This is a genomic window from Jannaschia faecimaris, assembly GCF_900107415.1.
GTDB lineage: Bacteria > Pseudomonadota > Alphaproteobacteria > Rhodobacterales > Rhodobacteraceae > Jannaschia > Jannaschia faecimaris.
The window spans coordinates 82,174-104,306 of sequence record NZ_FNPX01000001.1 but is presented as its reverse complement, the minus strand read 5'-3'; the positions used below and the strand labels follow the sequence as shown (position 1 = coordinate 104,306).

At 63.3% G+C, this 22,133-nt stretch carries 23 protein-coding genes; 17 read left to right on the top strand and 6 right to left on the bottom strand.

Going from position 1 to position 22,133, the window contains the following annotated elements; translation table 11 throughout:
• Positions 1–20: 20 nt before the first annotated feature.
• From BLV27_RS00505 to BLV27_RS00490, 4 genes are read left to right on the top strand one after another with little or no spacing between them, the layout of a single operon-like run.
• Positions 21–608, top strand: a complete 588-nt coding sequence (locus BLV27_RS00505) for a glutathione S-transferase family protein (RefSeq protein ID WP_092641981.1) — start codon at positions 21–23, stop codon at positions 606–608.
• Positions 601–1,461, top strand: coding sequence for an L-threonate dehydrogenase (gene ltnD, locus BLV27_RS00500; protein ID WP_092640661.1), 861 nt, complete (start codon positions 601–603; stop codon positions 1,459–1,461). The genes BLV27_RS00505 and ltnD overlap by 8 nt, the downstream gene beginning before the upstream one ends.
• Positions 1,458–2,102: a 3-oxo-tetronate 4-phosphate decarboxylase gene (otnC, locus tag BLV27_RS00495; protein WP_092640658.1), complete on the top strand. Its 645-nt coding sequence runs from the start codon at positions 1,458–1,460 to the stop codon at positions 2,100–2,102. Before ltnD ends, otnC begins: the two co-directional genes overlap by 4 nt.
• Complete coding sequence (locus tag BLV27_RS00490; protein ID WP_092640654.1) at positions 2,099–2,842, top strand: hydroxypyruvate isomerase family protein; 744 nt, start codon at positions 2,099–2,101, stop codon at positions 2,840–2,842. Before otnC ends, BLV27_RS00490 begins: the two co-directional genes overlap by 4 nt.
• Here the strand turns inward: BLV27_RS00490 and BLV27_RS00485 are convergent.
• Positions 2,833–3,987: a TIGR03862 family flavoprotein gene (locus BLV27_RS00485; protein ID WP_092641978.1), complete on the bottom strand. Its 1,155-nt coding sequence runs from the start codon at positions 3,985–3,987 to the stop codon at positions 2,833–2,835. The genes BLV27_RS00490 and BLV27_RS00485 overlap by 10 nt on opposite strands.
• 10 nt (positions 3,988–3,997) lie before the next feature.
• Here BLV27_RS00485 and BLV27_RS00480 point away from each other — a divergent pair, with 10 nt between their 5' ends.
• Entirely contained in the window at positions 3,998–4,333 is a 336-nt protein-coding gene (locus BLV27_RS00480) for an HNH endonuclease family protein (protein WP_092640651.1), read from the top strand.
• Between the two features lie 164 nt (positions 4,334–4,497).
• The gene (locus BLV27_RS00475) at positions 4,498–4,905 is read left to right on the top strand and encodes a nuclear transport factor 2 family protein (RefSeq protein WP_244504489.1); all 408 of its coding nucleotides are present in this window, start codon (positions 4,498–4,500) and stop codon (positions 4,903–4,905) included.
• 180 nt (positions 4,906–5,085) lie between these two features.
• Here BLV27_RS00475 and msrA read toward each other — a convergent pair whose 3' ends face one another.
• The 3 genes from msrA to BLV27_RS00460 all read right to left on the bottom strand — a co-directional run bounded on the left by msrA (position 5,086) and on the right by BLV27_RS00460 (position 8,008).
• Positions 5,086–5,700: a peptide-methionine (S)-S-oxide reductase MsrA gene (gene msrA / locus BLV27_RS00470; RefSeq protein WP_170831308.1), complete on the bottom strand. Its 615-nt coding sequence runs from the start codon at positions 5,698–5,700 to the stop codon at positions 5,086–5,088.
• Between the two features lie 71 nt (positions 5,701–5,771).
• A complete protein-coding gene (locus BLV27_RS00465) occupies positions 5,772–6,770 on the bottom strand; it encodes an AbrB family transcriptional regulator (protein ID WP_342023442.1) in 999 nt (332 codons plus the stop codon).
• A gap of 17 nt (positions 6,771–6,787) precedes the next feature.
• Positions 6,788–8,008 (bottom strand): argininosuccinate synthase, encoded by a 1,221-nt coding sequence (locus tag BLV27_RS00460; RefSeq protein ID WP_092640642.1) that lies wholly within the window; start codon positions 8,006–8,008, stop codon positions 6,788–6,790.
• A gap of 131 nt (positions 8,009–8,139) precedes the next feature.
• Here BLV27_RS00460 and BLV27_RS00455 point away from each other — a divergent pair, with 131 nt between their 5' ends.
• Complete coding sequence (locus BLV27_RS00455) at positions 8,140–8,895, top strand: hypothetical protein (protein WP_092640639.1); 756 nt, start codon at positions 8,140–8,142, stop codon at positions 8,893–8,895.
• The gene (gene ilvA, locus BLV27_RS00450) at positions 8,888–10,120 is read left to right on the top strand and encodes a threonine ammonia-lyase IlvA (protein WP_092640636.1); all 1,233 of its coding nucleotides are present in this window, start codon (positions 8,888–8,890) and stop codon (positions 10,118–10,120) included. Before BLV27_RS00455 ends, ilvA begins: the two co-directional genes overlap by 8 nt.
• Before the next feature lie 25 nt (positions 10,121–10,145).
• On the opposite strand, the gene BLV27_RS00445 is transcribed toward ilvA, so the two are convergent.
• Positions 10,146–10,475 carry an Hpt domain-containing protein gene (locus BLV27_RS00445; RefSeq protein WP_092640633.1) on the bottom strand — a complete coding sequence of 110 codons (330 nt, stop codon included), beginning with the start codon at positions 10,473–10,475 and terminating at the stop codon, positions 10,146–10,148.
• 130 nt (positions 10,476–10,605) lie between these two features.
• Here BLV27_RS00445 and BLV27_RS00440 point away from each other — a divergent pair, with 130 nt between their 5' ends.
• Positions 10,606–11,892 carry a PP2C family protein-serine/threonine phosphatase gene (locus BLV27_RS00440; RefSeq protein WP_092640630.1) on the top strand — a complete coding sequence of 429 codons (1,287 nt, stop codon included), beginning with the start codon at positions 10,606–10,608 and terminating at the stop codon, positions 11,890–11,892.
• Here the strand turns inward: BLV27_RS00440 and BLV27_RS00435 are convergent.
• Positions 11,889–12,350: an NUDIX domain-containing protein gene (locus tag BLV27_RS00435; protein WP_092640626.1), complete on the bottom strand. Its 462-nt coding sequence runs from the start codon at positions 12,348–12,350 to the stop codon at positions 11,889–11,891. The two genes, BLV27_RS00440 and BLV27_RS00435, sit on opposite strands and share 4 nt — an antisense overlap.
• Before the next feature lie 109 nt (positions 12,351–12,459).
• On the opposite strand from BLV27_RS00435, the gene hslO reads away from it, so the two are divergent.
• The 8 genes from hslO (at position 12,460) to BLV27_RS00395 (ending at position 22,124) form a co-directional block, all read left to right on the top strand.
• Positions 12,460–13,470 (top strand): Hsp33 family molecular chaperone HslO, encoded by a 1,011-nt coding sequence (gene hslO, locus BLV27_RS00430; protein WP_092640623.1) that lies wholly within the window; start codon positions 12,460–12,462, stop codon positions 13,468–13,470.
• Positions 13,460–14,053 (top strand): CoA pyrophosphatase, encoded by a 594-nt coding sequence (locus BLV27_RS00425; protein ID WP_092640620.1) that lies wholly within the window; start codon positions 13,460–13,462, stop codon positions 14,051–14,053. Before hslO ends, BLV27_RS00425 begins: the two co-directional genes overlap by 11 nt.
• Positions 14,037–15,176 (top strand): CCA tRNA nucleotidyltransferase, encoded by a 1,140-nt coding sequence (locus BLV27_RS00420; protein WP_092640616.1) that lies wholly within the window; start codon positions 14,037–14,039, stop codon positions 15,174–15,176. Before BLV27_RS00425 ends, BLV27_RS00420 begins: the two co-directional genes overlap by 17 nt.
• Entirely contained in the window at positions 15,173–15,757 is a 585-nt protein-coding gene (locus BLV27_RS00415) for a LysE family translocator (protein ID WP_092640614.1), read from the top strand. Before BLV27_RS00420 ends, BLV27_RS00415 begins: the two co-directional genes overlap by 4 nt.
• Before the next feature lie 36 nt (positions 15,758–15,793).
• A complete protein-coding gene (locus BLV27_RS00410) occupies positions 15,794–17,650 on the top strand; it encodes an ABC transporter ATP-binding protein (protein ID WP_092640611.1) in 1,857 nt (618 codons plus the stop codon).
• A complete protein-coding gene (locus BLV27_RS00405; protein WP_092640608.1) occupies positions 17,647–19,497 on the top strand; it encodes an ABC transporter ATP-binding protein in 1,851 nt (616 codons plus the stop codon). Before BLV27_RS00410 ends, BLV27_RS00405 begins: the two co-directional genes overlap by 4 nt.
• A gap of 620 nt (positions 19,498–20,117) precedes the next feature.
• On the top strand, positions 20,118–21,344 hold the full coding sequence (locus tag BLV27_RS00400; protein ID WP_092640605.1) for a class I SAM-dependent RNA methyltransferase: 1,227 nt from the start codon (positions 20,118–20,120) through the stop codon (positions 21,342–21,344).
• A 3-nt stretch (positions 21,345–21,347) separates the two neighbouring features.
• Positions 21,348–22,124 carry an ion transporter gene (locus BLV27_RS00395; protein ID WP_092640603.1) on the top strand — a complete coding sequence of 259 codons (777 nt, stop codon included), beginning with the start codon at positions 21,348–21,350 and terminating at the stop codon, positions 22,122–22,124.
• Positions 22,125–22,133 lie beyond the last annotated feature (9 nt).

Here is a 22,133-nt window from a genome sequence, read left to right as displayed (position 1 = left end):
CGCAATACGAAATGCTCGGAATGTACAAACTCATTGGCACAACCAAGACCCGCGCGATGCGCCCGCTCTGGCTTCTGGAGGAGTTGGAGTTGCCCTACGAATTGATTTCCGCCGGTCCCCGCTCGCCCGAAGCGATGGCCGCCTCGCCGCGGGGCAAGGTGCCCGTGCTTGAAACGGATGAGGGGCACATCTTCGATTCGGTGGCTCAGATGACCTATCTGGCGGATAAGCACGGCGGCTTTACGCATCGCGCCGGGACATTCTTGCGCGGCAAGCAGGATGCGCTGACCAACACGATCAACGAGACGTTCGACGCCGTTCTCTGGGCCTATGCCAAGCACAGCTTAATTCTACCCGAGGAACACCGCGTCGAGGCCGTGAAGCCCAGCCTGATGTGGCAGTTTACCCGCTACTCGGAAGTCATGGGCGAGATTTTAGGCGACCGGCCTTTCCTGATGGGGGATGAGCCCGTCGTGCCCGATATTCTGCTGGCGCATTGCTGTGGATGGGCGCTTGGCCGCAAATTCGAAGTGGATGCTACCGTACGGAAACATATGAACACAATGCGGGCGCGTCCTGCTTTCAGGAGGGCGAGCGCACATGGCTGAATTTGGGGTATGGGGGCTGGGGTCGATGGGCCTCGGTATGGCGCAAAGCCTTGTGCGCGCGGGGCATGCCGTTTGCGGGCACGATCCAAGGGGCGTCGCGCTCGATGGCGGTGTGGCCCTGGCGAACAATGCGCTGGACGCGGCTGTGATCGTGGTTCTGAACGCGGCGCAGACGGAAAGCGTCATCTCCGGATTGGTCGGTGACATGAAGCCTGGCGCGCTTGTCATGGCCTGCGCGACCGTCCCGCCGGACTTCGCCCGCGCGATGGAGGCACGCTGCGCCGAGGCCGGACTGCTCTATCTCGATGCGCCGATCTCGGGCGGGGCTGCCCGCGCGGCCGCCGGGGATCTTGCGATAATGGCCAGCGGGACACCCGAGGCATTTACAGCCGCCGATCCGATCCTGGCCGCGACCGCGACATCCGTGTTTCGCATGGGCGACGCGGCGGGGGCCGGCAGTGCGATGAAGGCCGTCAACCAGGTGTTGGCTGGCATCCATATCGCGTCGATGGCTGAAGCGATGGTCTTTGGCATCACCCAGGGGATCGACCCCGCCCGTTTCATGGATGTGATCCCGCAATGCGCGGGCACGTCCTGGATGCTTGAAAACCGCGGGCCCCATGTACGGGACGCCGACTATGCGCCTCGCTCCAGCGTAGATATCTGGCCCAAGGATCTGGGCATCGTTGCGGGCATAGCAAAGGACGCGGGCATTGACATGCCCATCGCGCAGGCGGCGCTGGCGCAATTCATGGCAGCCTCCGGGGCTGGCCTCGGGGGGGAGGACGATGCCGCGGTCGCCAAGGTCTATGCCGCACAGGCCGGCATCGATCTGCCCAAGGGCGACGCATGAGCGACAGCCGCCTGCGCGAACAGCTTTGCACGTTGGCGAAGTCCCTTTTTGACCGGGGGCTGACCCATGGATCGACGGGCAACATCTCGGCCCGGACGGAAGACGGCGGCCTGCTGGTCAGTCCGACGGGCACCAGCTTCGGTCGTCTCGACCCGGCCCGCCTGGCGCGGTTCGACGCGACTGGCGACCATGTGGGGGGCGATCGGCCGACCAAGGAAATGCCCTTGCACGCGGCGTTTTACGACACGCGCAGTACGGCGGGGGCGGTGGTGCATCTGCATTCCTGCCACTCCGTCGCGCTGTCGCTTCTGAAGAAACCGACAGATGATTTCCTGCCCCCGCTGACGCCCTATTCCGTGATGCAACTGGGCCGCGTGACGCTTCTGCCGTACTTCATGCCCGGCGATCCGGCGATGGGGCAGGCAGTACGCGGGCTCGCCGGCAAACGCACTGCGGTGATGCTGGCCAATCACGGGCCGGTCGTTGCGGGCAAGGACGTGGAGGCCGCCTGCAACGCCATAGAGGAGCTTGAAGCCACGGCGCAGTTGACGCTGATGACGCGCGGCCTTGGGGCGCGCACCCTCACGGAGGGGCAGGTCACGGATTTGGTCAAGACATTCGATTTGGAGTGGGACGCATGAGATTTTCCGCCAACCTCGGGTTCCTATGGACGGAACTGCCGCTGCCCGACGCCATTCGCGCGGCCAAGGCCGCGGGCTTCGATGCGGTCGAGTTTCACTGGCCCTACGACACCCCCGCCGCAGAGGTGCTGGCCGCGTTGGAGGAGACGGGGCTGCCCGCGCTTGGGGTGAATACGATCAAAGGCAGCGGCAGCGGCTTGTCCGCTCTGCCCGGAGAGGAAGTGGGTGCCCGCGTGGCCATTGATCAGGCCATCGACTACGCGCGCGCGATCGAGGCCGAGGCCGTGCATGTCATGGCCGGTTTCGCCCAAGGCGAGGCCGCCCGCGCGACCTTTGTCGGCAACCTGCAATACGCCTGCGACCGCGCGCCTGACCTGACCATCCTGATCGAGCCGCTGAACCACCATGATGCCCCCGGATACTTCCTGAACACGTCTGCGCAGGCGCGGGAGATCATCGCAGCCGTCGGACGCGACAACTGCAAGCTGATGTTCGACTGCTACCATTTGCAGATCATGGGCGGTGACCTGACCCGGCAATTGAAGGCTTGCGCCGGGGTGATCGGACACATCCAGTTCGCCAGCGTGCCCGACCGCGGTCGCCCTGATGCCGGGGAGTTGTCATACGACCACGTGTTCGCGGTAATCGACCTGATGGGCTGGGACATGCCGTTGGGCGCGGAATACAAACCGGGTGGTGACACGGATGCGTCGCTGGGGTGGATGGCGCGCTATCGCTGAGCCCATTTGGCTGCCTTCCGGCCGGCCCATAGGCCAGTTGCCAGGCAGGCGGTCAGAAGATAGCCGCCCGTCGGTGCCTCCCAATCCAGCATTTCCCCGGCCGCGAAGGTGCCCGGACGGGCGCGCAACATCAGCGCGTCGTCGATCGTGTCCCACCGCAGTCCGCCGGCCGTGCTGATCGCCTCGTCCATAGGGCGGGGGCCGCGCAGGGGGACGTCGAGATGCTTGATCGTCGGGGCCAGATCAATGGGAAGGGGTCGCGCAAACTCTTGCAGAAGGGCAATCTGAACGGGCGTAAGGCGCAGGGTCTTGCGCAGGTGGGTGGTCAGGCTTGTCTTGCCGCGATCACCCAGTCTGTCGCGTATCTGGGCCAGCGTCAGGTCCGGCTTCAGGTCGAGTGCCAGCGCCGCGCCCGCCCGGAGCGTGGGCGTCAGCGGATAGAGACCGCCACCCTCCAACCCGCGCGCCGAGAGGGTGAATTCGCCCCGGTGGGTCACGCCCTCTATGATCAACCCGGTGTTCTTGACCGGCGCACCGAGGTGCTTGGTCATATGTGGGGACCAATCCACCACGAAGCCCACGTTCGACGGCGCGAAGGGCGCGACCAGGTCGGGCATCCTCGCGGCCCATACGCCGTCCGACCCCAGCCTTCGCCAAGACGCGCCGCCCATGGCAAGAACGGTCGCATCCGGCGTGACGGCACTACCGTCTTCGAAGACGAGAGCTTGTCCGTCCCATCCGGCCCAACACGCGCGCCGGTGCAGGGTCACGCCCAGCCCGTCCAGCCGCGCCAGCCAGGCGCGCAGCAGAGGCGAGGCCTTCATCGCGTCGGGAAACACCCGGCCGGTTGAGCCAACGAAGGACGTCTGCCCCAGCCCATCCATCCAGCCGCGTACATCGCTTGGTCCGAAGGCATTGATCATCGGCCTAAGCGGGGGGCAGCCGTAGACGTCGGCGAACCGCTCCTCGATCTTGGTGATATTCAGCCCGGACTTGCCCGCCATCAGGAATTTGCGCGCCGGACTGGGCATCCGGTCGAACACCTCAACGGCGCAGCCCGCCCGCGCAGCCGCTTCCGCCGCCATCAAACCGGCGGGACCCGCGCCGATCACAGCGATGTTTGCCTTGTCCGTTTTCCGCTCCATCCTTGCGGGCATGTCAGACGAACCCGTTCCAGACCAGACCAATAACGCCGCGCCCGTCTGCGCCCTGTGCGAGCGCCCGATCCTGCCGGGCACACCGCAAAGCCTGCATCACCTGATCCCCAAGCTACGCGGCGGAAAGGGGGGCCCAACCGTTCTGTTGCATCAGATCTGCCATAACGAGATCCACGCCACCGCGTCCGAGGCGGATCTGGCCCGTCTGTGGAATACGCCCGAAGCATTGCGGTCCAACCCGCGACTTGCGAAATTTGTGAAATGGGTTCGCAAGCGGCCGGCCGATTTTCATTCCAAGACGCCGGGCGCGCGACGCGGCTGGAAACGTCGTTAGCGTGCCAGCGCCCGGATCGCCGCGACCCGCCTGACATGGCTCCGATAGGTCGAGCGCGGCTTTCAGCGCGGCTTTCACCGACACTGCCCGACCGGAGGTCATTGCTCTCTCAAATCATTTTTGCAGAACAGGGACGATGTGACATGGTTTCGGTGGACGGAAACATGGGAGACTATGAAATGATTGACCCGGAAGCCGTGGCCAGAATGGCCGCCGATTACACCGCCGCCTGGAATTCCAAGTCAGCCGAGGCGGTTGCCTCTTATTACGCTGAAGACGGGGAAATCACGATCAACAGCGGCGACCCTTGGAGCGGACGGTCGCGTGTCAAAGATATGGCTGCCGGCTTTTACGCGGATGTCCCGGATCTGACACTCTCGTGTGACGATGTGCGCTGCGCCGGGAACCATGTGATTTTTGTTTGGACCTTTACCGGTCACGATGCGTCGACTGGAAACCCTCTCAATATCCGCGGCTGGGAAGAGTGGGATGTTGGCGACAACCTTAAGGTGATCTCTTCTCGGGGTTGGTTCGATGCTGACGACTATGCCCGTCAGGCACAGGGCGCGTAGCGGTCGCAACAACGCCAGAACTCAAAGACGGAGGTCACTGGCAATCACCACCGTTACCGTCTTTGACCAGCTGGCCAATGTGGCGCGGCCTAGAACTGGCGTGGCAGGTCGACATCGCCGATGTCCAAGTCCTTGGCTTGGATGAAAAGCGGCGGACGACCCACAATGGGGGCCGCCGGTTCACTTGGCGAATGGCGCGGCGTCCCCCCAGATTGCCCGGACTCGCGCGTCGCGACCGCAGCCTGCGCGGTAGCGTTTGTAGGCCTCCCTCTTGGGAACGGCGATGCCGACGCTGCTGAAGGCCAAGCGGTCGTCAGATTTGTAATAGTCTTGGTGATAGTCGCCCACTGGATAGAACGTGTCCGCGTTCAGGATGGGTGTGACGATCTGTTGCCCCAGCTCCGCTTCGGCCCGTGCCTTTGCGGCCTCGGCGGTTGCGCGTTGTTCGGGGCCGTCGACCCAGATGGCGGTGGTGTATTCCAAACCCCGGTCGCAAAACTGACCACCTGCATCAAGCGGATCGATAGAGCGGAAATACAGGTCCAGAATTTCGGCATAGCTGATGGCGCTTTCGTCGAAGGGAATGCGCACGGCTTCGATATGGTCGCCCGAAGCGCGGTATTGTGGGGTGGTTGTTGTGCCGCCAGTGAAGCCGGAAACTACGTCGCCTACGCCCTCCACGCTTTCGAAGTCGGCTTCCACACACCAGAAACAGCCGCCCGCGACCAGCGCGGTATCGGCGTGGGCGGGCAGGGCAAGCATCGTCAGGGCTGCAGCAATGGAAAGGTACTTCATCGGAGTCTCCTGTTTCACTGGATGAAACCGAGAGGTCGCGGAAGGGTTCCGTCACGATGTCGTCATGTGCGTCAGCGCAGGATGCGGAACACCAGTGGCGCGCAGGTGATGACGAGGACAATGCGCAGCACATGGTGCGCGATCACATAGGCCACGTCGGCCCCCGCAACGATCGCCAGGACTGCCATTTCGGCCTGGCCGCCCGGTGCGAAGGCCAGGATTGCCTCCAATGGCGGAGCAAGGCCCAGGTGCAGTGCCAGTTCCGCGAACACGAATGTCACCGCTCCAAGGACCAGTCCGTGGCCCAGCCCGGCGGTCAGGATGCGGCGGATTTCGGTCAGGGTGATGCCTGTGTATTTCACGCCGACCACCAGCCCGATGAAGAACTGCGCCAACTGGATCGCCTCGGCCGGCGGACGCTGGGTGATGACACCGGAAAACGCCAGCACCGCCGACAGGATAAGGGGCCCCAGCAAGGACGCACCGATCAGACCCACGCGCTTGGCGATCCCCCAGCCGGCAAGGCCAGCGACGGCCATGGCCGCTAATTCCAACACGGGCACGCCGGAAAGCGGGGCACCGGGCGGCAGGGTCAGGTCGATATCCCAGACAAGCCAGAGCAATACCGGAAGGATCGAGACGATCAGAAGAATACGCGTTGCATGCAGCAGGGACAGGGCCCGTGGGTCGCCGCCCGACTCCTCGCCGAACAGCAGCATGTCCTGCAATCCGCCGGGCATGGCGGCATAGAAAGCCGTCGCCTTGTCAAAGCCCGCCACCCGTCGCAAGAAAGGATAACCCAGCACCCCGCAGATCAGCAGGAACACCGGCACCAGCGCGAGCGACGCCAGCATTTCACCCATCTGGCTGACGATGGCGGGGGTGAAACTTGCCCCCACGGCGACGCCCAGGATCGTGCGCATCGTGTTCGTCAGCGGGGACCAACTGGCCAATTTGACCCCGGCCAGGGCGCAGACCAGGCACGCGATCATCGGTCCCAAGAGAAAGGGCAGCGGAAGACCCGCTGCCCTGAATATGATCACGCCGCCGATGCCGATCGCACCGGTCAGAAGGATCCGGCCGATGTTCAGCCCTTCACCCTCTTGTTCCGGTTCGCCACCAGCTTCAGGCGCAGTGCGTTTAGGTGAATGAAACCTTTGGCGTCACGCTGATCGTAGGCACCGGCGTCGTCTTCGAAGGTGACGTGGGCTTCGGAATAGAGCGAATGGTCCGACCAGCGGGCAACGGTGCGTGCGCTGCCCTTGTACAGCTTCAGGCGCACGGTGCCCGTCACATGCTCCTGGCTCTTGTCGATGAGGGCCTGCATCATTTCCCGCTCGGGCGAGAACCAGAAGCCATTGTAGATCAGCTCCGCATAGCGCGGCATGATGCTGTCCTTGAGGTGCCCCGCGCCGGAATCCAGCGTAATCTGCTCGATCCCGCGATGCGCTTCCAACAGGAGCGCGCCGCCGGGTGTCTCATAGATGCCGCGGGACTTCATGCCGACGAAGCGGTTTTCCACCAGGTCGAGAATGCCGCATCCGTGCTTGCCGCCCAGCTCGTTCAGCTTGGTCAGGATCGCGGCGGGCGACATGGCTTCGCCGTTGATCGCCACGGCGTCACCCCTTTCGAAGGTGACCTCGACCATCTCGGGTGTGTCCGGCGCGTCTTCGGGTTTGGTGGTGCGCTGCAACACGTAATCGGGTGCCTCCTGCGACGGATCTTCCAGAACCTTGCCTTCCGACGAGGTGTGAAGAAGGTTCGCGTCGACGCTGAACGGGGCCTCGCCACGTTTGTCCTTGGCGACGGGAATCTGGTTCTTCTCCGCAAATTCCAGCAGCTTCGTCCGGCTGGTCAGATCCCATTCCCGCCAGGGTGCGATCACCTTGATGTCGGGGTTGAGGGCATAGGCGGCCAATTCGAACCGGACCTGGTCGTTGCCTTTGCCGGTTGCACCGTGGGCAACGGCGTCGGCTCCTTCGGCGGCGGCGATTTCGACCAATCGCTTAGAGATCAGCGGCCGCGCAATCGACGTACCCAGCAGGTACAACCCTTCGTACAGCGCGTTGGCGCGGAACATCGGGAATACGAAGTCGCGTACGAACTCCTCACGCAGGTCTTCGATGTGGATCGAGGAGGCCCCCATCATCTCGGCCTTCGCGCGGGCCGGCTCCAGCTCCTCGCCCTGACCGAGGTCGGCGGTGAACGTCACCACCTCGCAACCGTATTCGGTTTGCAGCCATTTAAGGATGATCGAAGTATCGAGGCCGCCGGAATAGGCCAGCACGACTTTCTTGGGGGCGTCCATCGGTGTCTCCGCGTCTTTGGTTGTCAGCGGGGTAGGACAAAGCCCGCGCGCCCGCAAGCCGCAGGGTGGGGTCATTGACGGGGCAACCGCCGGGAGCATAGGGCTATCCGGACCTAATCCCGGAGGATGAAATGCTGGGCTGGAAGCTGTTTGTCCGCGCGCTAACGCTGATTACCGACAACCTGATGGCGGCGATGAAAGTGTCGCTGGTACCCTATGCCCTCGCCGTTGGGGCTGGGTTGTGGGTCGCGTTGAGTTACCCCGAATGGGTCGGCGTTCCCCTCGATCCGGAAAATCCGCCGCCGCCCGGTTTCGTGCTGGGCACTATGGGGTCGCTTCTGGTCGGTGTTCTCGCAAGCTTGTGGATTTCCGTCGGCTGGCATCGCTTCGCCCTGCTGGGTGAGCAAAGCGGCGGCTGGGTTCCGCGTCTGAACGGGAACTTGATGCTGGGGTATTTCGGGCGGACGCTGCTGACCTTTCTGATGGCGCTTCTGGCGGCGATCGCGGTCATCACCATGCTGGTCGTTCTTTTGGTGCCGCTTTTTGGCGAGTCGGTTCAGGCCATTCCGGCCGTTGGCGGATTCTTTGCCGCTTGCTTGGTGTTCTACCGCATTGGTGTAATCTTGCCGGCGGGGGCAGCCGGTAAGCCGATGAAGATGGGCGAGGCGCTGATTGCCACCAAGGGACAGGCACAGACGATCATCGTGCTGGCCCTGCTGACGGTGGGTGTCACCCTGCTGCTGCGCCTGCCGCTGCTGATCGAGGAGACGAACGTGATCATCTCGACCCTCTATCAGTTCGTCACCGGCTGGATCGGCCTGATGTTGGGCGTCGGCACGCTGACTGCGCTTTATGGCCATTTGGTTGAGGGACGTCCCCTTGACTGATTTCGCCTCCCGCGCCGAGGCGGCGGCGGTCGCGATGCGTGATGTCTTCCCGCCGACGCCGTTGGCGCGCAACGACTACCTGTCGGACCGGTTCAACGCCGATATCTGGCTCAAGCGCGAAGACCTGACACCCGTGCGCTCCTACAAGCTGCGCGGTGCATTCAATTCCATGCGCAAGCTGTCCGGTGGGCGCGTCGCCTGTGCCAGCGCGGGCAACCACGCGCAGGGCGTCGCCTGGATGTGCCGGCACCTTGGGGTCGATGGTGTGATCTTCATGCCGGTCACGACGCCGGGCCAGAAGATCGAGAAGACCAAGCTTTTTGGTGGTGATCGGGTGGAGGTTCGTCTGACCGGTGACTTCTTTGACGCGACGCTCTCTGCCGCGCAGGAGTTCTGCGCCGAAACGGACGCGCATTTTCTGTCGCCCTTCGACGACGATGACGTGATCGAGGGGCAAGGCTCCGTCGCGGTGGAAATCCTCGAACAGATGGGCGCGCCGCCGGACCTGATCGTGATGCCCGTCGGCGGCGGGGGATTGTCGTCGGGAATGCTGGCGTACTTTCGTGCCAAGGGCGTTGTGCCCGATATTCGATATGTCGAGCCGGTCGGTGGGGCGAGCCTGACGGCCGCGCTGGCGGCGGGCCGGCCGGTGACCATCGACAAGCTGGACAGTTTTGTCGATGGCGCGGCGGTCGCACGCATCGGGCAGCGGAATTTCGACGTCCTGCGGCAGGTGCCCCCTCAGCATGTACTGCGGGTGCCCGAGAACCGGATCTGTATCACAATTCAGGAGTTGCTGAACGTCGAGGGTATTGTGCTGGAGCCTGCGGGTGCCATGTCCATTGATGCCCTGCGCGACCTTGGCCCCGAGATCGAGGGGCGGCGCGTCGTTTGTGTTGCCACCGGCGGCAATTTCGATTTCGAGCGCCTGCCGGACGTGAAGGAACGCGCGATGCGTTTTGCGGGGCTGAAGAAGTATTACGTCATTCGGATGCCTCAGCGACCCGGTGCCTTGCGCGATTTTCTTGATATTCTGGGGCCGGACGACGACATCGCGCGGTTTGAATATCTCAAGAAATCCGCACGCAATTTCGGCAGTGTCCTGATCGGGATCGAAAGCACGACGCCCGATTCTTTCGCCCGTCTGGAGCATCGAATGGCCGCCGAGGGCCTGGCCGCGCGCGACCTGACGGAAGATCCGCTTCTGGGTGAACTCGTCATCTGACCGCAGGGGCGGGCCGGCGATTGGATCATGCGACCGCCGAGATGGCCTCTAGCTCCGCCATTGTCTGGTCCAATACCTCGCCCAGCCGTACCGCGCTTATTGGCTGGGCGATGTAAAGATTCGCTGCGATTTCGCTCACCATCTGGGCTGCCAGAACGGCGATTCCGCTTAATCCAATATTGAGCGCGCCGCTGCGTAGAAAGTGGGCGGCCCGCGCATAGTCTTCAGCAGACAGACCCTGAGCCATTTGGTCGAGCGTGGTGCGCGCCTCGTCCAGATAGACGGATACGATGAACGACAAGTCATCGGTGCCGATTTCTTGTTGAAGCTCTTCAATGCGGGATCTGTCGATCATCAGGCTATTTTGACCGGCATAACCTAACCATCACTTTATGCAGCCAACGCAGAACCGTTCAATTTTCCGCTTCATCTATTTTTAAGGTCTGGCCGTGCAACATCGGGGTGAAGCAGACGCCCAAGGACTGATGACGTTTCCGAACGCTCCCACCGCGCCGCCGCCCTCGCAGGATAAACTGCGTGTTCTGGTCGTCGATGACAGTGCTACGCAGCGTCAGCTGCTCTGCTCGCTGCTGTCACGCATGGATTTGGACGTGGTGACTGTACCCGATGCGGCGCAGGCGCTGTTCCTGTGCATGTCGGACACGGAAAATCCGATCGGAATGATCCTGACTGACTGGCAGATGCCAGGGATGGACGGCCCCGATTTCTGCCGCGCGTTTCGACAGTTGGCTCGCGATGACTATGCCTATGTGATCCTGATGGCGTCCGAGACGGACCGCACTCGAAAAGCCGTCGGGCTGGAGGCGGGGGCCGACGATTTCGTCGCCCGACCACTGGATTTGGCTGAATTGCGGGCACGTATCAACACCGGGCGGCGCATCCTTGGCATGCAGGAGGCGTTGCAGCACCGCAATCACGAGGTTCATTCGACCCTGAGTGAACTTCGCGCTCTCCATGACGAGATGGACCAGGATCTGGTCGAGGCGCGCAAGCTGCAGCGGGCATTCATCCCGCCCGGTACCCACCGCTTCGGCGACTCGGACCTGTCGCTCCGGTTGGTGACGTCAGGGCATATCGGCGGCGATCTGGTCGGGTACTTTCAGATTTCGGCGACACGCATCGGGCTCTATTCCATCGATGTATCGGGGCACGGGGTGGCATCCGCGCTGCTGACGGGGCGATTGTCCGCGCTCTTCTCGTGGAAGTCGCGACGCGCGAACATCGCGTTCCGGTCCAATCAGAAAGACGTACATCGTCCTGACCAGGTCATGAAGCGCCTTAACGATTTGATGCTGAGCGAGATGGAAACCGACATCTATTTCACGGCCGTGCTGGCCTATGTCGATACCAGCACGGGTGAGGTTCTGTTCTGCCAGGCCGGTCACCCGCATCCGCTGGTGCGACGGATTGATGGGTCGGTCGAGCGTCTGGGCCAAGGGGGGCCACCTGTCGGATTGCTGCCCGACATGACCTTCGATTGCAGCACCATTCAATTGAAGCCCGGCGATGCTTTGCTGACCTATTCCGATGGTCTGACCGAATGTGCCAACACATGGGGCGACATGTTGGAGGAGGAGGGTCTGATGGACCTGCTTGCCAAGATACCCGCAGACACCGATCAGGCCGTCACCGCGATCGAGGCCGCCCTTCGTGCGCACTCCGGCATTGCCGAATTCGAGGACGATATCTCCATGCTGTTGTTCCGCTACGGTGGTGCATGTGCCCCCGCGCGGGGAATGGCCGCCGCCTAGGCCCGGCGCAGAAGGGCCTTCAGGATCTGGCGGCTGCCGCAACTGGCGAGGGCCTGTGCGGCTTCGGTTATCGGCATCCAGACGGCGCAATGCCCGGACTCCTTGGGTGCACCAAGACGCAGGCCAGGCTGACCAAGGTAGACGTGACAGATTTTTTGGGCGTGGAATCCGTACTCCAACATGTAGGTGAAGTCGCGATACCCCCCAATACGCCGCCGAATCGTTGCGGTGTAACCGGTCTCCTCGCGCAGCTCCCGGATCAGGGCGGGGAGGGGCGATTCGCCCGGATCGATCCCTCCGCCCGGAAGTTGCAGCTCGTCGATGTCGTCGGTGATCTGCCGCGTCAACAAAATGTCGCGTCCCCGAATCAGCACTGCATAGGCTCCGGGCCGCATCCTGTAGGCCACGTCGGGCTTCGCGGGGCGGCCTGTTCGCGGAAGGCCGGCTATGTTGCGCATGGGGTTGGTCCTGCCGTTGCTGTCCCTATATGACACGCTTCAATGCCAGCGCCGGGTCAGCGGGGAAAGCCGCCTTTTGTATGCCCGGACATATCCGAGGAGGTCCGCCATGACCGACGCCACCACTCTTTTGTGGGACGATACCGTCCTGCCCTTTCAGCTTGATACCTCGGACATCCGGGGCCGTATCGCGCGTCTGGATGGCGTGTTGGAGGATGTTCTGCGTCAGCACGACTACCCGCCCGCGATCGAAGCGCTGGTGGCTGAGATGGCGCTTTTGACGGCGCTGATCGGTCAGACGATCAAACTGCGCTGGAAGCTGTCGTTGCAGGTGCGTGGTGATGGTCCTGCGCGATTGCTGGCGACCGATTACTACGGACCGACTGATGATGGGCAGCCCGCGCGCATCCGTGCCTGGGCAAGTTTTGACCCTGACCGTCTGGACGAGATGACATTGGCCAACACGAATCCGTTCGAATTGGTGGGAAGTGGATATTTCGCCATCCTGATCGATCAGGGGCCGGACATGGCCCCCTATCAGGGGATCACCCCTCTCGCGGGGGGCAGCCTGTCGACATGTGCGCAGACCTATTTCGCCCAGTCGGAGCAGATACCGACGCGGTTCGCACTGGCCTATGGTCGTTCCACCCTGCCTGGGCAGGAGGAGCAATGGCGCGCCGGTGGCGTGATGCTGCAACACATGCCCAAGGCCAGCCCTTTCGCGAAAGGCGAGGGCGGGTCGGGCGACGGTGGCTTGTTGACGGCCTCGGACATTCTGGACGATGACGCCGAAGAACACTGGAACCGCGCGAACATCTTGCTGGATACGACGGACGAGATGGAGTTGATCGGGCCGACTTTGTCGCCGGCCGACCTTTTGGTACGGCTGTTCCACGAAGAAGGCCCCCGCGTCTTCGAGAGTCAGCCGATCCGGTTCGGCTGCTCGTGTTCGGCGGACAAGGTGCGCCAATCTCTGTCGATATACTCGGCAAAGGACATCGCCCATATGACGACCGAGAAAGGCACGGTGACCGCCGACTGCCAGTTCTGCAGTGCGCATTACGTTTTCGACCCCCAGACATTGGGGTTCGAAGCGACGAAAGAACCCGATGACGCCTGACCATCTCAGGGCCGCGCTGGAAAAACCCGGCGCGGCCTCCTCGGATTTCGACCTCAATCCGGACGTGATCCTGCCCGGCCGGCGCGTTTTACGCGATGCGGCCGTTCTGGTGCCTTTTGTCGAAACGCCGAAGGGTCTGCGCCTGATGCTGACCAAGCGAAGCAGTCGGCTGCGCCATCATCCCGGCCAGATCGCCTTTCCTGGGGGCAAACATGAACCGGGGGAGACCGCGACCGACGCCGCCTTGCGTGAAGCGCACGAGGAAGTCGGGCTGCCACGTGCCGCGGCTTGCATCATCGGACCGTTGCCCAGCCACGAGACCGTGACCGGTTTCACCGTCACGCCCGTCCTCGCGCATGTCGCCGCCTTCGATCCCGTGCCCGAGCCGGGCGAGGTCGAGGAGGTCTTCACCGTACCTTTGTCGCACGTCCTGTCGCCCGCGAATTTCGTGATCGAGAAGCGGCGCTGGCGGGGGGAGTGGCGTAGGTATTACGCGGTGCCCTATGGTCCATATTATATCTGGGGCGCGACGGCCCGGATTTTGCGGGGATTGGCGGACCGGATCGATGCGACTGACGGATGACTGGCTGACCGCGCCCGAGACACAGGCGGTCTTTTCGATGCTGAGCGGTGGGGGCCAGAGGGCGCTGGCGGTCGGCGGCTGCGTGCGCAACGCATTGATCGGCGCGCCGGTCAGCGACATCGACATTGCCAGCGATGCGATTCCCGAACGTGTGGTTGAGTTGGCGCAGGCCGCGGGCCTGAAGGTCGTCCCAACTGGTATCGATCATGGCACTGTCACCGTGATTTCGGGCGGGCTCCCCCATGAAATCACGACCTTTCGCCGTGACGTCGATACCGATGGACGGCGCGCCACCGTCGCCTTTTCGACCGACATCGCCGAGGACGCGTCGCGGCGTGATTTCACGATGAATGCGCTTTATGCCAAGGCTGACGGCACGGTCGTCGACCCCCTCGATGGCCTGTCCGACCTGAGGGCGGGTCATGTGCGCTTCATTCGCGATCCGGCCGAGCGTATCATTGAGGACTATCTGCGCATCCTGCGCTTTTTCCGCTTCACGGCGTGGTACGGCGATCCCGAACTGGGCCTGGATGCGGAGGGGCTGGCGGCCTGCGCCGAGCATGCCGAAGGCCTCGACAGGATCAGCGCCGAACGCATCGGAACCGAGTTGCGCAAGCTGTTGGCCGCCCCCGACCCGGCCCCGGTCGTGTCTGCGATGGCGCAGACCGGCATATTGGCCCGTGTTCTTCCGGGCAGTGATGCCAAGACCCTTGCGGTGCTGATCCATCTTGCCCCCGATGCAGACTGGATTGCGCGGCTGGCCCTGCTGGGGGGCAATGCGACGGGTCTGCGCCTGTCGAAGGCAGAAACAAGAACGTTGGAGGCCCTGACCCGATCCGCCCGTGACGCCACCGCGCCCTTTGCGCTTGGCGACATGCTGGGCGCGCGTGCGATCGACGCGCTGCACATCCGCGCGGCATTGCTCGGCCAGCCAGCGTCCGAGGTTGATCTGGCCGAGGCGCGGCGCGGCGCGGACCAAGCCTTTCCGCTTGTGGCGGCAGATCTGATGCCCGAGCTTGAAGGTCCCGCCTTGGGGCAAGGGCTGGCACGCGCGCGCGTTCTTTGGCGCGACCGCAAAGGCGATATATCCAAACCCGACCTCATCGCGGCGGCCCGAACTTGATCGATCCTCTCTACCTTTTCGTGTTTTTTGGCCTGTTCACACCCGGCCCGAATGTCATCCTGCTTACGGCTTCGGGTGCGCGTTTCGGGTTTCGCCCGACCTTGCCGCATGTGGTGGGCGTGGCGGTTGGCGTGGGCATCACCGCAGGGCTGACGGCGCTGGGAATCGGTGCCCTCCTGCTGGCGATTCCGGCGCTGAAGCTGGCGCTTCAGATCATCGCGGTTGCCTGGATTCTCTGGATGGCATGGAAACTCTTCCGTTCGGCCAGCGGTCCGCAAGCGCAGGGGCGGGACCGGCCGTTCACCTTGATCGAGGCCGTGCTGTTCCAGTGGGTGAACCCCAAGATATGGATCATAGCGCTTGCCGCCTCCTCGGGCTACGCCAGCGCGCTGCCCGCGCATTTCGAGGCACTGCGGATCGGGTCGGCCTTCAGCGGCATCAACTTGTTCGTCTGCCTGTTCTGGACCTTCGCGGGCACGCTTTTGGCCTATCTTTTGAAGACTCCGCTGGCGTGGCGGATCTTTACCACCGTGATGGCAATTGCGCTTGCAGGCTCCGGCCTTATGGTTTTCGCCGCCTAGGGGACTATGTTGGGGGGATAGACGAAAGCCCCTGACATGTTTCGCTTCTTCGAAAACCTGGTCGACCCCTACGTGCCGCACGCGGGGGCCGACACGCCCCCCTCCCGGCTCTGGCCGTTCCTCAAGGACTATTCCCGCCCTTTCGCGCGGGTTTTCGGCGTGACCGGCGTCGTGGCCGTGGTCGTGGCGATCGTGGAGGTATGGCTGATCTATTATATGGGCCGCCTGGTCGACATTCTGTCGGACAGCACGCCCGCGACGTTCCTGGCCGAACATGGGCTGGAACTGACCTTTGTTGCGGTGTTCATCCTGTTCCTTCGTCCCGCGTTGCAGGCCATCAACACCCTTCTTCTCAATCAGGCGATCTTGCCGAACTACGGCACGTTGATGCGGTGGCGGGCGCACAACCATGTGCTGCGCCAATCCGTCGGCTGGTTCGAAAACGATTTCGCGGGCCGCATCGCCAATCGAATTATGCAGGCCCCGCCCGCCGCAGGCGAAGCCGTGTTCCAGGTCTTCGATGCCATCGCGTTCGCACTGGCATATCTGATCGGTGCGGCTGTCCTCCTCTGGGGTGCTGATCCGCGGCTGGTCCTGCCACTTCTTGGGTGGTTCGTGCTTTACGGCTTCCTTGTACGCTGGACGGTCCAGCGCGTCGGTCCCGCGTCCAAGGCAAGCAGCGACGCGCGTTCCATGACGACGGGGCGCGTGGTCGATGCCTATTCCAACATTCATTCGGTCAAGCTCTTCGCCCATGAGGGCAAGGAGTTGGACTATGCCCGCGATGCCATCGAACAGACCCGCACCACCTTCCAGCGGGAGATGCGGATCTTCTCGATCATGGACATCGCGCTGGTCACGTTGAACGGGCTGCTCATCGTCGGCGTGGTCGGCTGGGGTATCTGGCTTTGGGTGTCGGGCGTTTCGACCGTGGGCGTGGTCGCTGCGGCAACGGCGCTGGTCCTGCGATTGAACGGGATGACCGGCTGGATCATGTGGGCGCTGACGTCGTTCTTCCGCAATCTGGGCGTGGTGGAGGAGGGGATGGAGACGATCGCCCAGCCCATCCACCTGACCGACGCGCCGGACGCGCGGGCGCTTTCCCTGAAGGACGGCGCGATTTCCTTCGATCACGTCACGCATCACTACGGCGGGGGCAAGGGGGGCGTGACCGACCTGACCGTGCATATCAAACCGGGCGAAAAGGTCGGTCTGATCGGGCGTTCCGGCGCGGGCAAGTCGACCTTGGTCAAACTGCTTTTGCGGTTCTACGACCCGGAGCAGGGACACATCGCCATCGACGGGCAGGATATCACCGGCATCACGCAGGATTCGCTTCGCCATGCCATCGGAATGGTGCAGCAGGACAGTTCGCTGCTGCATCGCTCGGTTGCTGACAATATCCGGTATGGGCGCGCCGATGCCACGGATAGTCAGGTGCGCGCGGCGGCCGAGAAGGCGCAGGCGCATGATTTCATCCTGGATCTTGCCGACCCCGAGGGACGCGCCGGCTATGACGCGCATGTGGGCGAACGGGGCGTGAAGCTGTCCGGCGGACAAAGACAGCGTATCGCGCTGGCCCGCGTCATCCTCAAGGACGCACCTGTCCTGGTGCTGGACGAGGCGACCTCGGCCCTCGACTCGGAGGTGGAGGCGGCAATACAGGACACCTTGTATGGCATGATGGAGGGCAAGACCGTCATTGCCATCGCGCATCGCCTGTCCACCATCGCGGCGATGGATCGTATCCTCGTCATCGACGAGGGGACGATCATCGAGGAGGCGACGCACGACGAATTGCTTGCCCAAGGGGGGCTTTACGCCCAGTTTTGGGCGCGGCAATCCGGCGGCTTCATCAACACGGATGTTGCCGATGGGGCGGCGGCGGAATGATCAATCGTATTCTGACATGGTTCGGCGACCGGATCGAACCCTTTGCCCATGCCGACGGCCCTCCGCCGACCGACCTTTGGCCGTTCTTTCGTTGGTGCCTTGCGGGGGCCTGGCCAGTGATTGGGTTGGCTTTCGCCATATCGGCCCTGGCCGGAGTGACCGAGATCATCACGGCGTTCCTGCTGGGGGCGGTCATCGACAGCGCGGTCGCGGGGACGGATGAATATTTCACACGCAACGCTGTCCTGCTGGTGCTGTTCGTCGGGTTCTACCTTGTCCTGCGACCCGTGATCTTCGGGGCTTCGGCGGCGATGAACGGGCTGACGGTCACGCCCTCGGTCTACCCGCTTGTACAGTCACGCCTACACCGCTGGACCATGGGACAGGCGGTCACTTTCTTCGACAACGATTTCGCGGGCCGCATCGCCACCAAGCAGATGCAGACCGCACGGGCCGTCACCGAAGTGACGTCCGAGACGATCAACGTCGTAGCCTTCACCTTGTCGTCGGTCATCGGCTCGGCCGTCCTGCTGATCGCGATCGACTGGCGCATCGCGCTTGCGCTGACGCTATGGATCGTCGGCTATGCGTTCATGTTCCGCTGGTTCATGCCGCGCATCCGCGCACGATCCAAGGAGCGCGCCGCCGCCCGTGCCATGGTCACCGGTCAAGTTGTGGATACGATCACCAATATCAAGACGGTCAAGCTCTTCGGTCATGGCGATCACGAGGATCGCGCGGCGCTGGACGCGATGGGCAACCTGCGCGGCAAGGCCATCGGTTTCGGGCGCATGTCCACCGGCTTCCGCTTCACGCTTATGGCGCTGGCCGGTTTGCTGCCGGTCTTGCTGATCGGTGGGGCGATCCTGCTGTGGCGCAGCGGACAGGCCACGCCGGGCGAGATTGCCACGGCCGGGGCAATCGCCATCCGGCTGTCGCAGATGTCGGGCTGGGTCAGTTTCACCCTTATGGGGATGTACGCCAACGTGGGCGAGGTCGAAGACGGCATGAATACGTTGACCCCGCGTTGGACCCTGACTGATAGGCCGGGTGCCGTGGATGTCGGGCGCGCCGAAGGGGCGCTGTCGGTGGAGGATGTGACCTTCGCCTATGGGCGGGAAGAGGGCGGAATCCGGGACCTGACGCTAACGCTGAATCCGGGTGAGAAGTTGGGCGTCGTCGGCGCTTCGGGTGCTGGCAAGTCGACACTGGTTGCCCTGATCCTAAGGCTCTACGATGCGGACACGGGGCGCGTGCTGCTGGACGGACGCGACATCCGTGACATCACGCAAGACAGTCTGCGCAAGCAGATCGGCATGGTCACGCAGGAAACGGCAATGTTCAACCGCACCGCACGGGACAACATCCTGTATGGTCGCCCCGACGCCACGCAGGCCGAGGTGGAGGACGCCGCCCGCCGGGCGGAGGCGCATGACTTCATCCTGGGGCTGCGCGACCATCGTGGCAATACGGGCTACGATGCCTACTTGGGCGAGCGCGGCGTGAAACTGTCGGGCGGACAAAGGCAACGCATCGCGCTGGCCCGCGCCATCCTCAAGGACGCGCCGGTGCTGGTACTAGACGAGGCGACGTCGGCGCTGGATTCGGAAGTGGAGGCTGCGATTCAGGCCGCCCTCGACCGCGTGATGGAGAACAAGACCGTCATCGCCATCGCGCACCGTCTGTCCACCATCGCGCGCATGGACCGGATCATCGTGCTGGAGGACGGTCGCATCGTGGAGCAGGGGACACACGCGGAGCTGCTGGCCGGCAAAGGCACCTACGCCCGATACTGGGACCGTCAGTCGGGCGGGTTCATCGGGGTCGAGGATGTGGCGGCCGAGTAGGTCGGCGCATGGGTGGAGATCCCGGAGATCAGGTGGGCCCCGTCGATCGTAAACAGCGGCCCGAACGGGACAAAGACGTCCGCCGGGGGCCTACGCCATGGCAGTCATCGATTTCCCGGCCGAGATCGGGCCAGTGACGATGTCTCGCGCAAATCGCCTCCATCCCTTCGGCTACGCGTTTATTAAAACGACCGAAGCGTCTGGAATGAGTCCTGGGAAACACTGCGCGGCACCCCCGTGTCAGGGTAGCGCCCCCCATCGCGAAGGACGCAACGTCCCCCGGCGTATAGATCCGCAGCGAAACGATCAGGCGAGGGCTCTCCTCGACGTGAGGGACGAGCGCCACCAGCATCATGTTCAACGCAAAAAGAGATAACGCAGCCCAGAAATTTCGGGCACCTGCACCGGCGCGGTCAGATCCGGAGCAGCGAAAGGCTATGTACCACGCCCGCGGACTGGCCGGGGTCCGGGCAGCGGGACCGATAAGCATCCATGCGGCAAGGGTGAATCCGTAGGCGATCAAAGGCCGTAGCATCCTGCTTCGCTGCCCCGGGACAAATTGACGAATGACAGGGCCACGCTGTCTGTTCGAGATCGAAGGGCAGTGATAAGGCCCCAATATGACCGAAACACACCAGATCACTCGCCTCGGCCACCACGGCGACGGCATGGCCCAGGGGCCGAATGGCCCGCTCTTCGCGGCGCGGACCTTGCCAGGGGAGGAGGTGTCGGGCGACGTCTCGGGCGACCGTATCCTGTCGCCGCGGATCGTTACGCCTTCTACTGACCGGGTCGCGGCTCCCTGTCGCCATTACAAGCGTTGCGGTGGATGCAATCTGCAACATGCATCAGACGCGTTTGTGGCCGACTGGAAAGCGGGGATTGTTCGCGACACGCTGGGCCGTGCCGGGATTGAGCCGGAAATCACCGGGGTCGAAACCTCCCCTCCGAATTCCCGCCGTCGCGCCGCATTGGCCGGGCTGAAGACAAAGAAGGGGGCGCAGGTCGGGTTTCACGTCGCGCATGGCTCTGATGTGGTGGAGATTCCCGACTGCAAACTGCTGAACCCGGCGCTGATCGCCGCGATTCCGGTGCTGGAGCAGATCACGCGTTTGGCCGCGACCCGTGGGGCCGAGGTGACGCTGCATGTCACGAACACCCTGACCGGTATCGACCTGTCGATCGAGGGGGCCAAACCTTTCGATCGACAGGCGATGCTGGGTCTGGCCTCGCTGGGGCAACATTTCGCGCGCATCACCTGGAATGGAGAGGCGGCGCTGCAACAGACGCCGCCGCATATCGCCATGGGAGCAGCCCGCGTCACCCCCCCGCCGGGTGCCTTCCTGCAAGCGACCGAGGCTGGGCAGGCTGCGCTAACCGCGCGCGTCACCGACATCCTGAAAGGGGCAACCAGGGTGGTCGACCTGTTCGCGGGCTGCGGCACCTTTACCTTTCCGGTGGCGGAATTTGCGCCCGTACACGCGGTGGAAGGCGACCGTCCGCTGATTGAGGCGCTGGATCAGGGCATCCGATACGCCACCGGACTCAAGGCGATCACGACCGAGGTGCGCGACCTGTTCCGCAACCCGATACTGCCCGAGGATCTGACCAAATTCGACGCCGTCGTGATCGACCCGCCCCGTGCCGGAGCGCAGGCGCAGGTGGAGCAGTTGGTCAATGCCCCGAGCCTGCGCACCATCGCCTTCGTCAGCTGCAACCCGGGTACCTTTGCCCGCGATGCCGCGACGCTCAGGCAGGCAGGGTGGAAAATGGGGCCGGTGACAATCGTTGATCAGTTCCGCTGGTCCCCCCATGTGGAACTTGTCGCAGCTTTTCATCGGACCTGAACCATGACCACATTCCGTGCCCGCCTCGGGGCGTTTCTCGAACGCCCCATCGTAATGCAGGCGATCACCGCTGTGATCCTGTTCAACGCGGTCCTTCTGGGGCTGGAGACAGTGCCCGCCGCGATGGAGGCCGCCGGTCCGCTGATCCTGATACTCGATGCGGCCTGCCTCATGGTTTTCGTGGCCGAGTTGCTGGCCAAGATGGTCGCAAAGGGCCGGCGGTTCTGGCGCGATGGCTGGAACCTTTTTGACACGGTGATCGTCGGTGTCGCGCTCATCCCGGGTTCCGGCAGCTTCAGCGTGCTTCGCGCGCTGCGGATTCTGCGTGTTCTGCGGATCGTGTCGGTGTTTCCGCGCCTGCGCCGCGTGGTCGAGGGGCTGATCACCGCGTTGCCCGGAATGGCGAGCGTGTTCGTTTTGATGGGTATCATCTTCTACATCGGGGCGGTCATGGCGACGACGTTGTTCGGCCATGCTTTCCCGGAATGGTTCGGCACGCTGCCCAATTCAGGTTACACGCTGTTTCAGATCATGACTCTGGAATCCTGGTCCATGGGCATCGTCCGCCCGGTGATGGAGGTTTACCCCTACGCTTGGGCGTTCTTCCTGCCGTTCATCCTGGTGACGACCTTCGCGGTGGTGAACCTGTTGGTGGGCTTGGTCGTGAACTCAATGCAGGATGCCCATGCCGAGGAAACCAATGCCGCGACCGACGCCTATCGGGATGACGTTCTGGCCAAGCTGGCTGCGATCGAGAAGCGACTGGAAGACATCAAGTAATGAACTGCA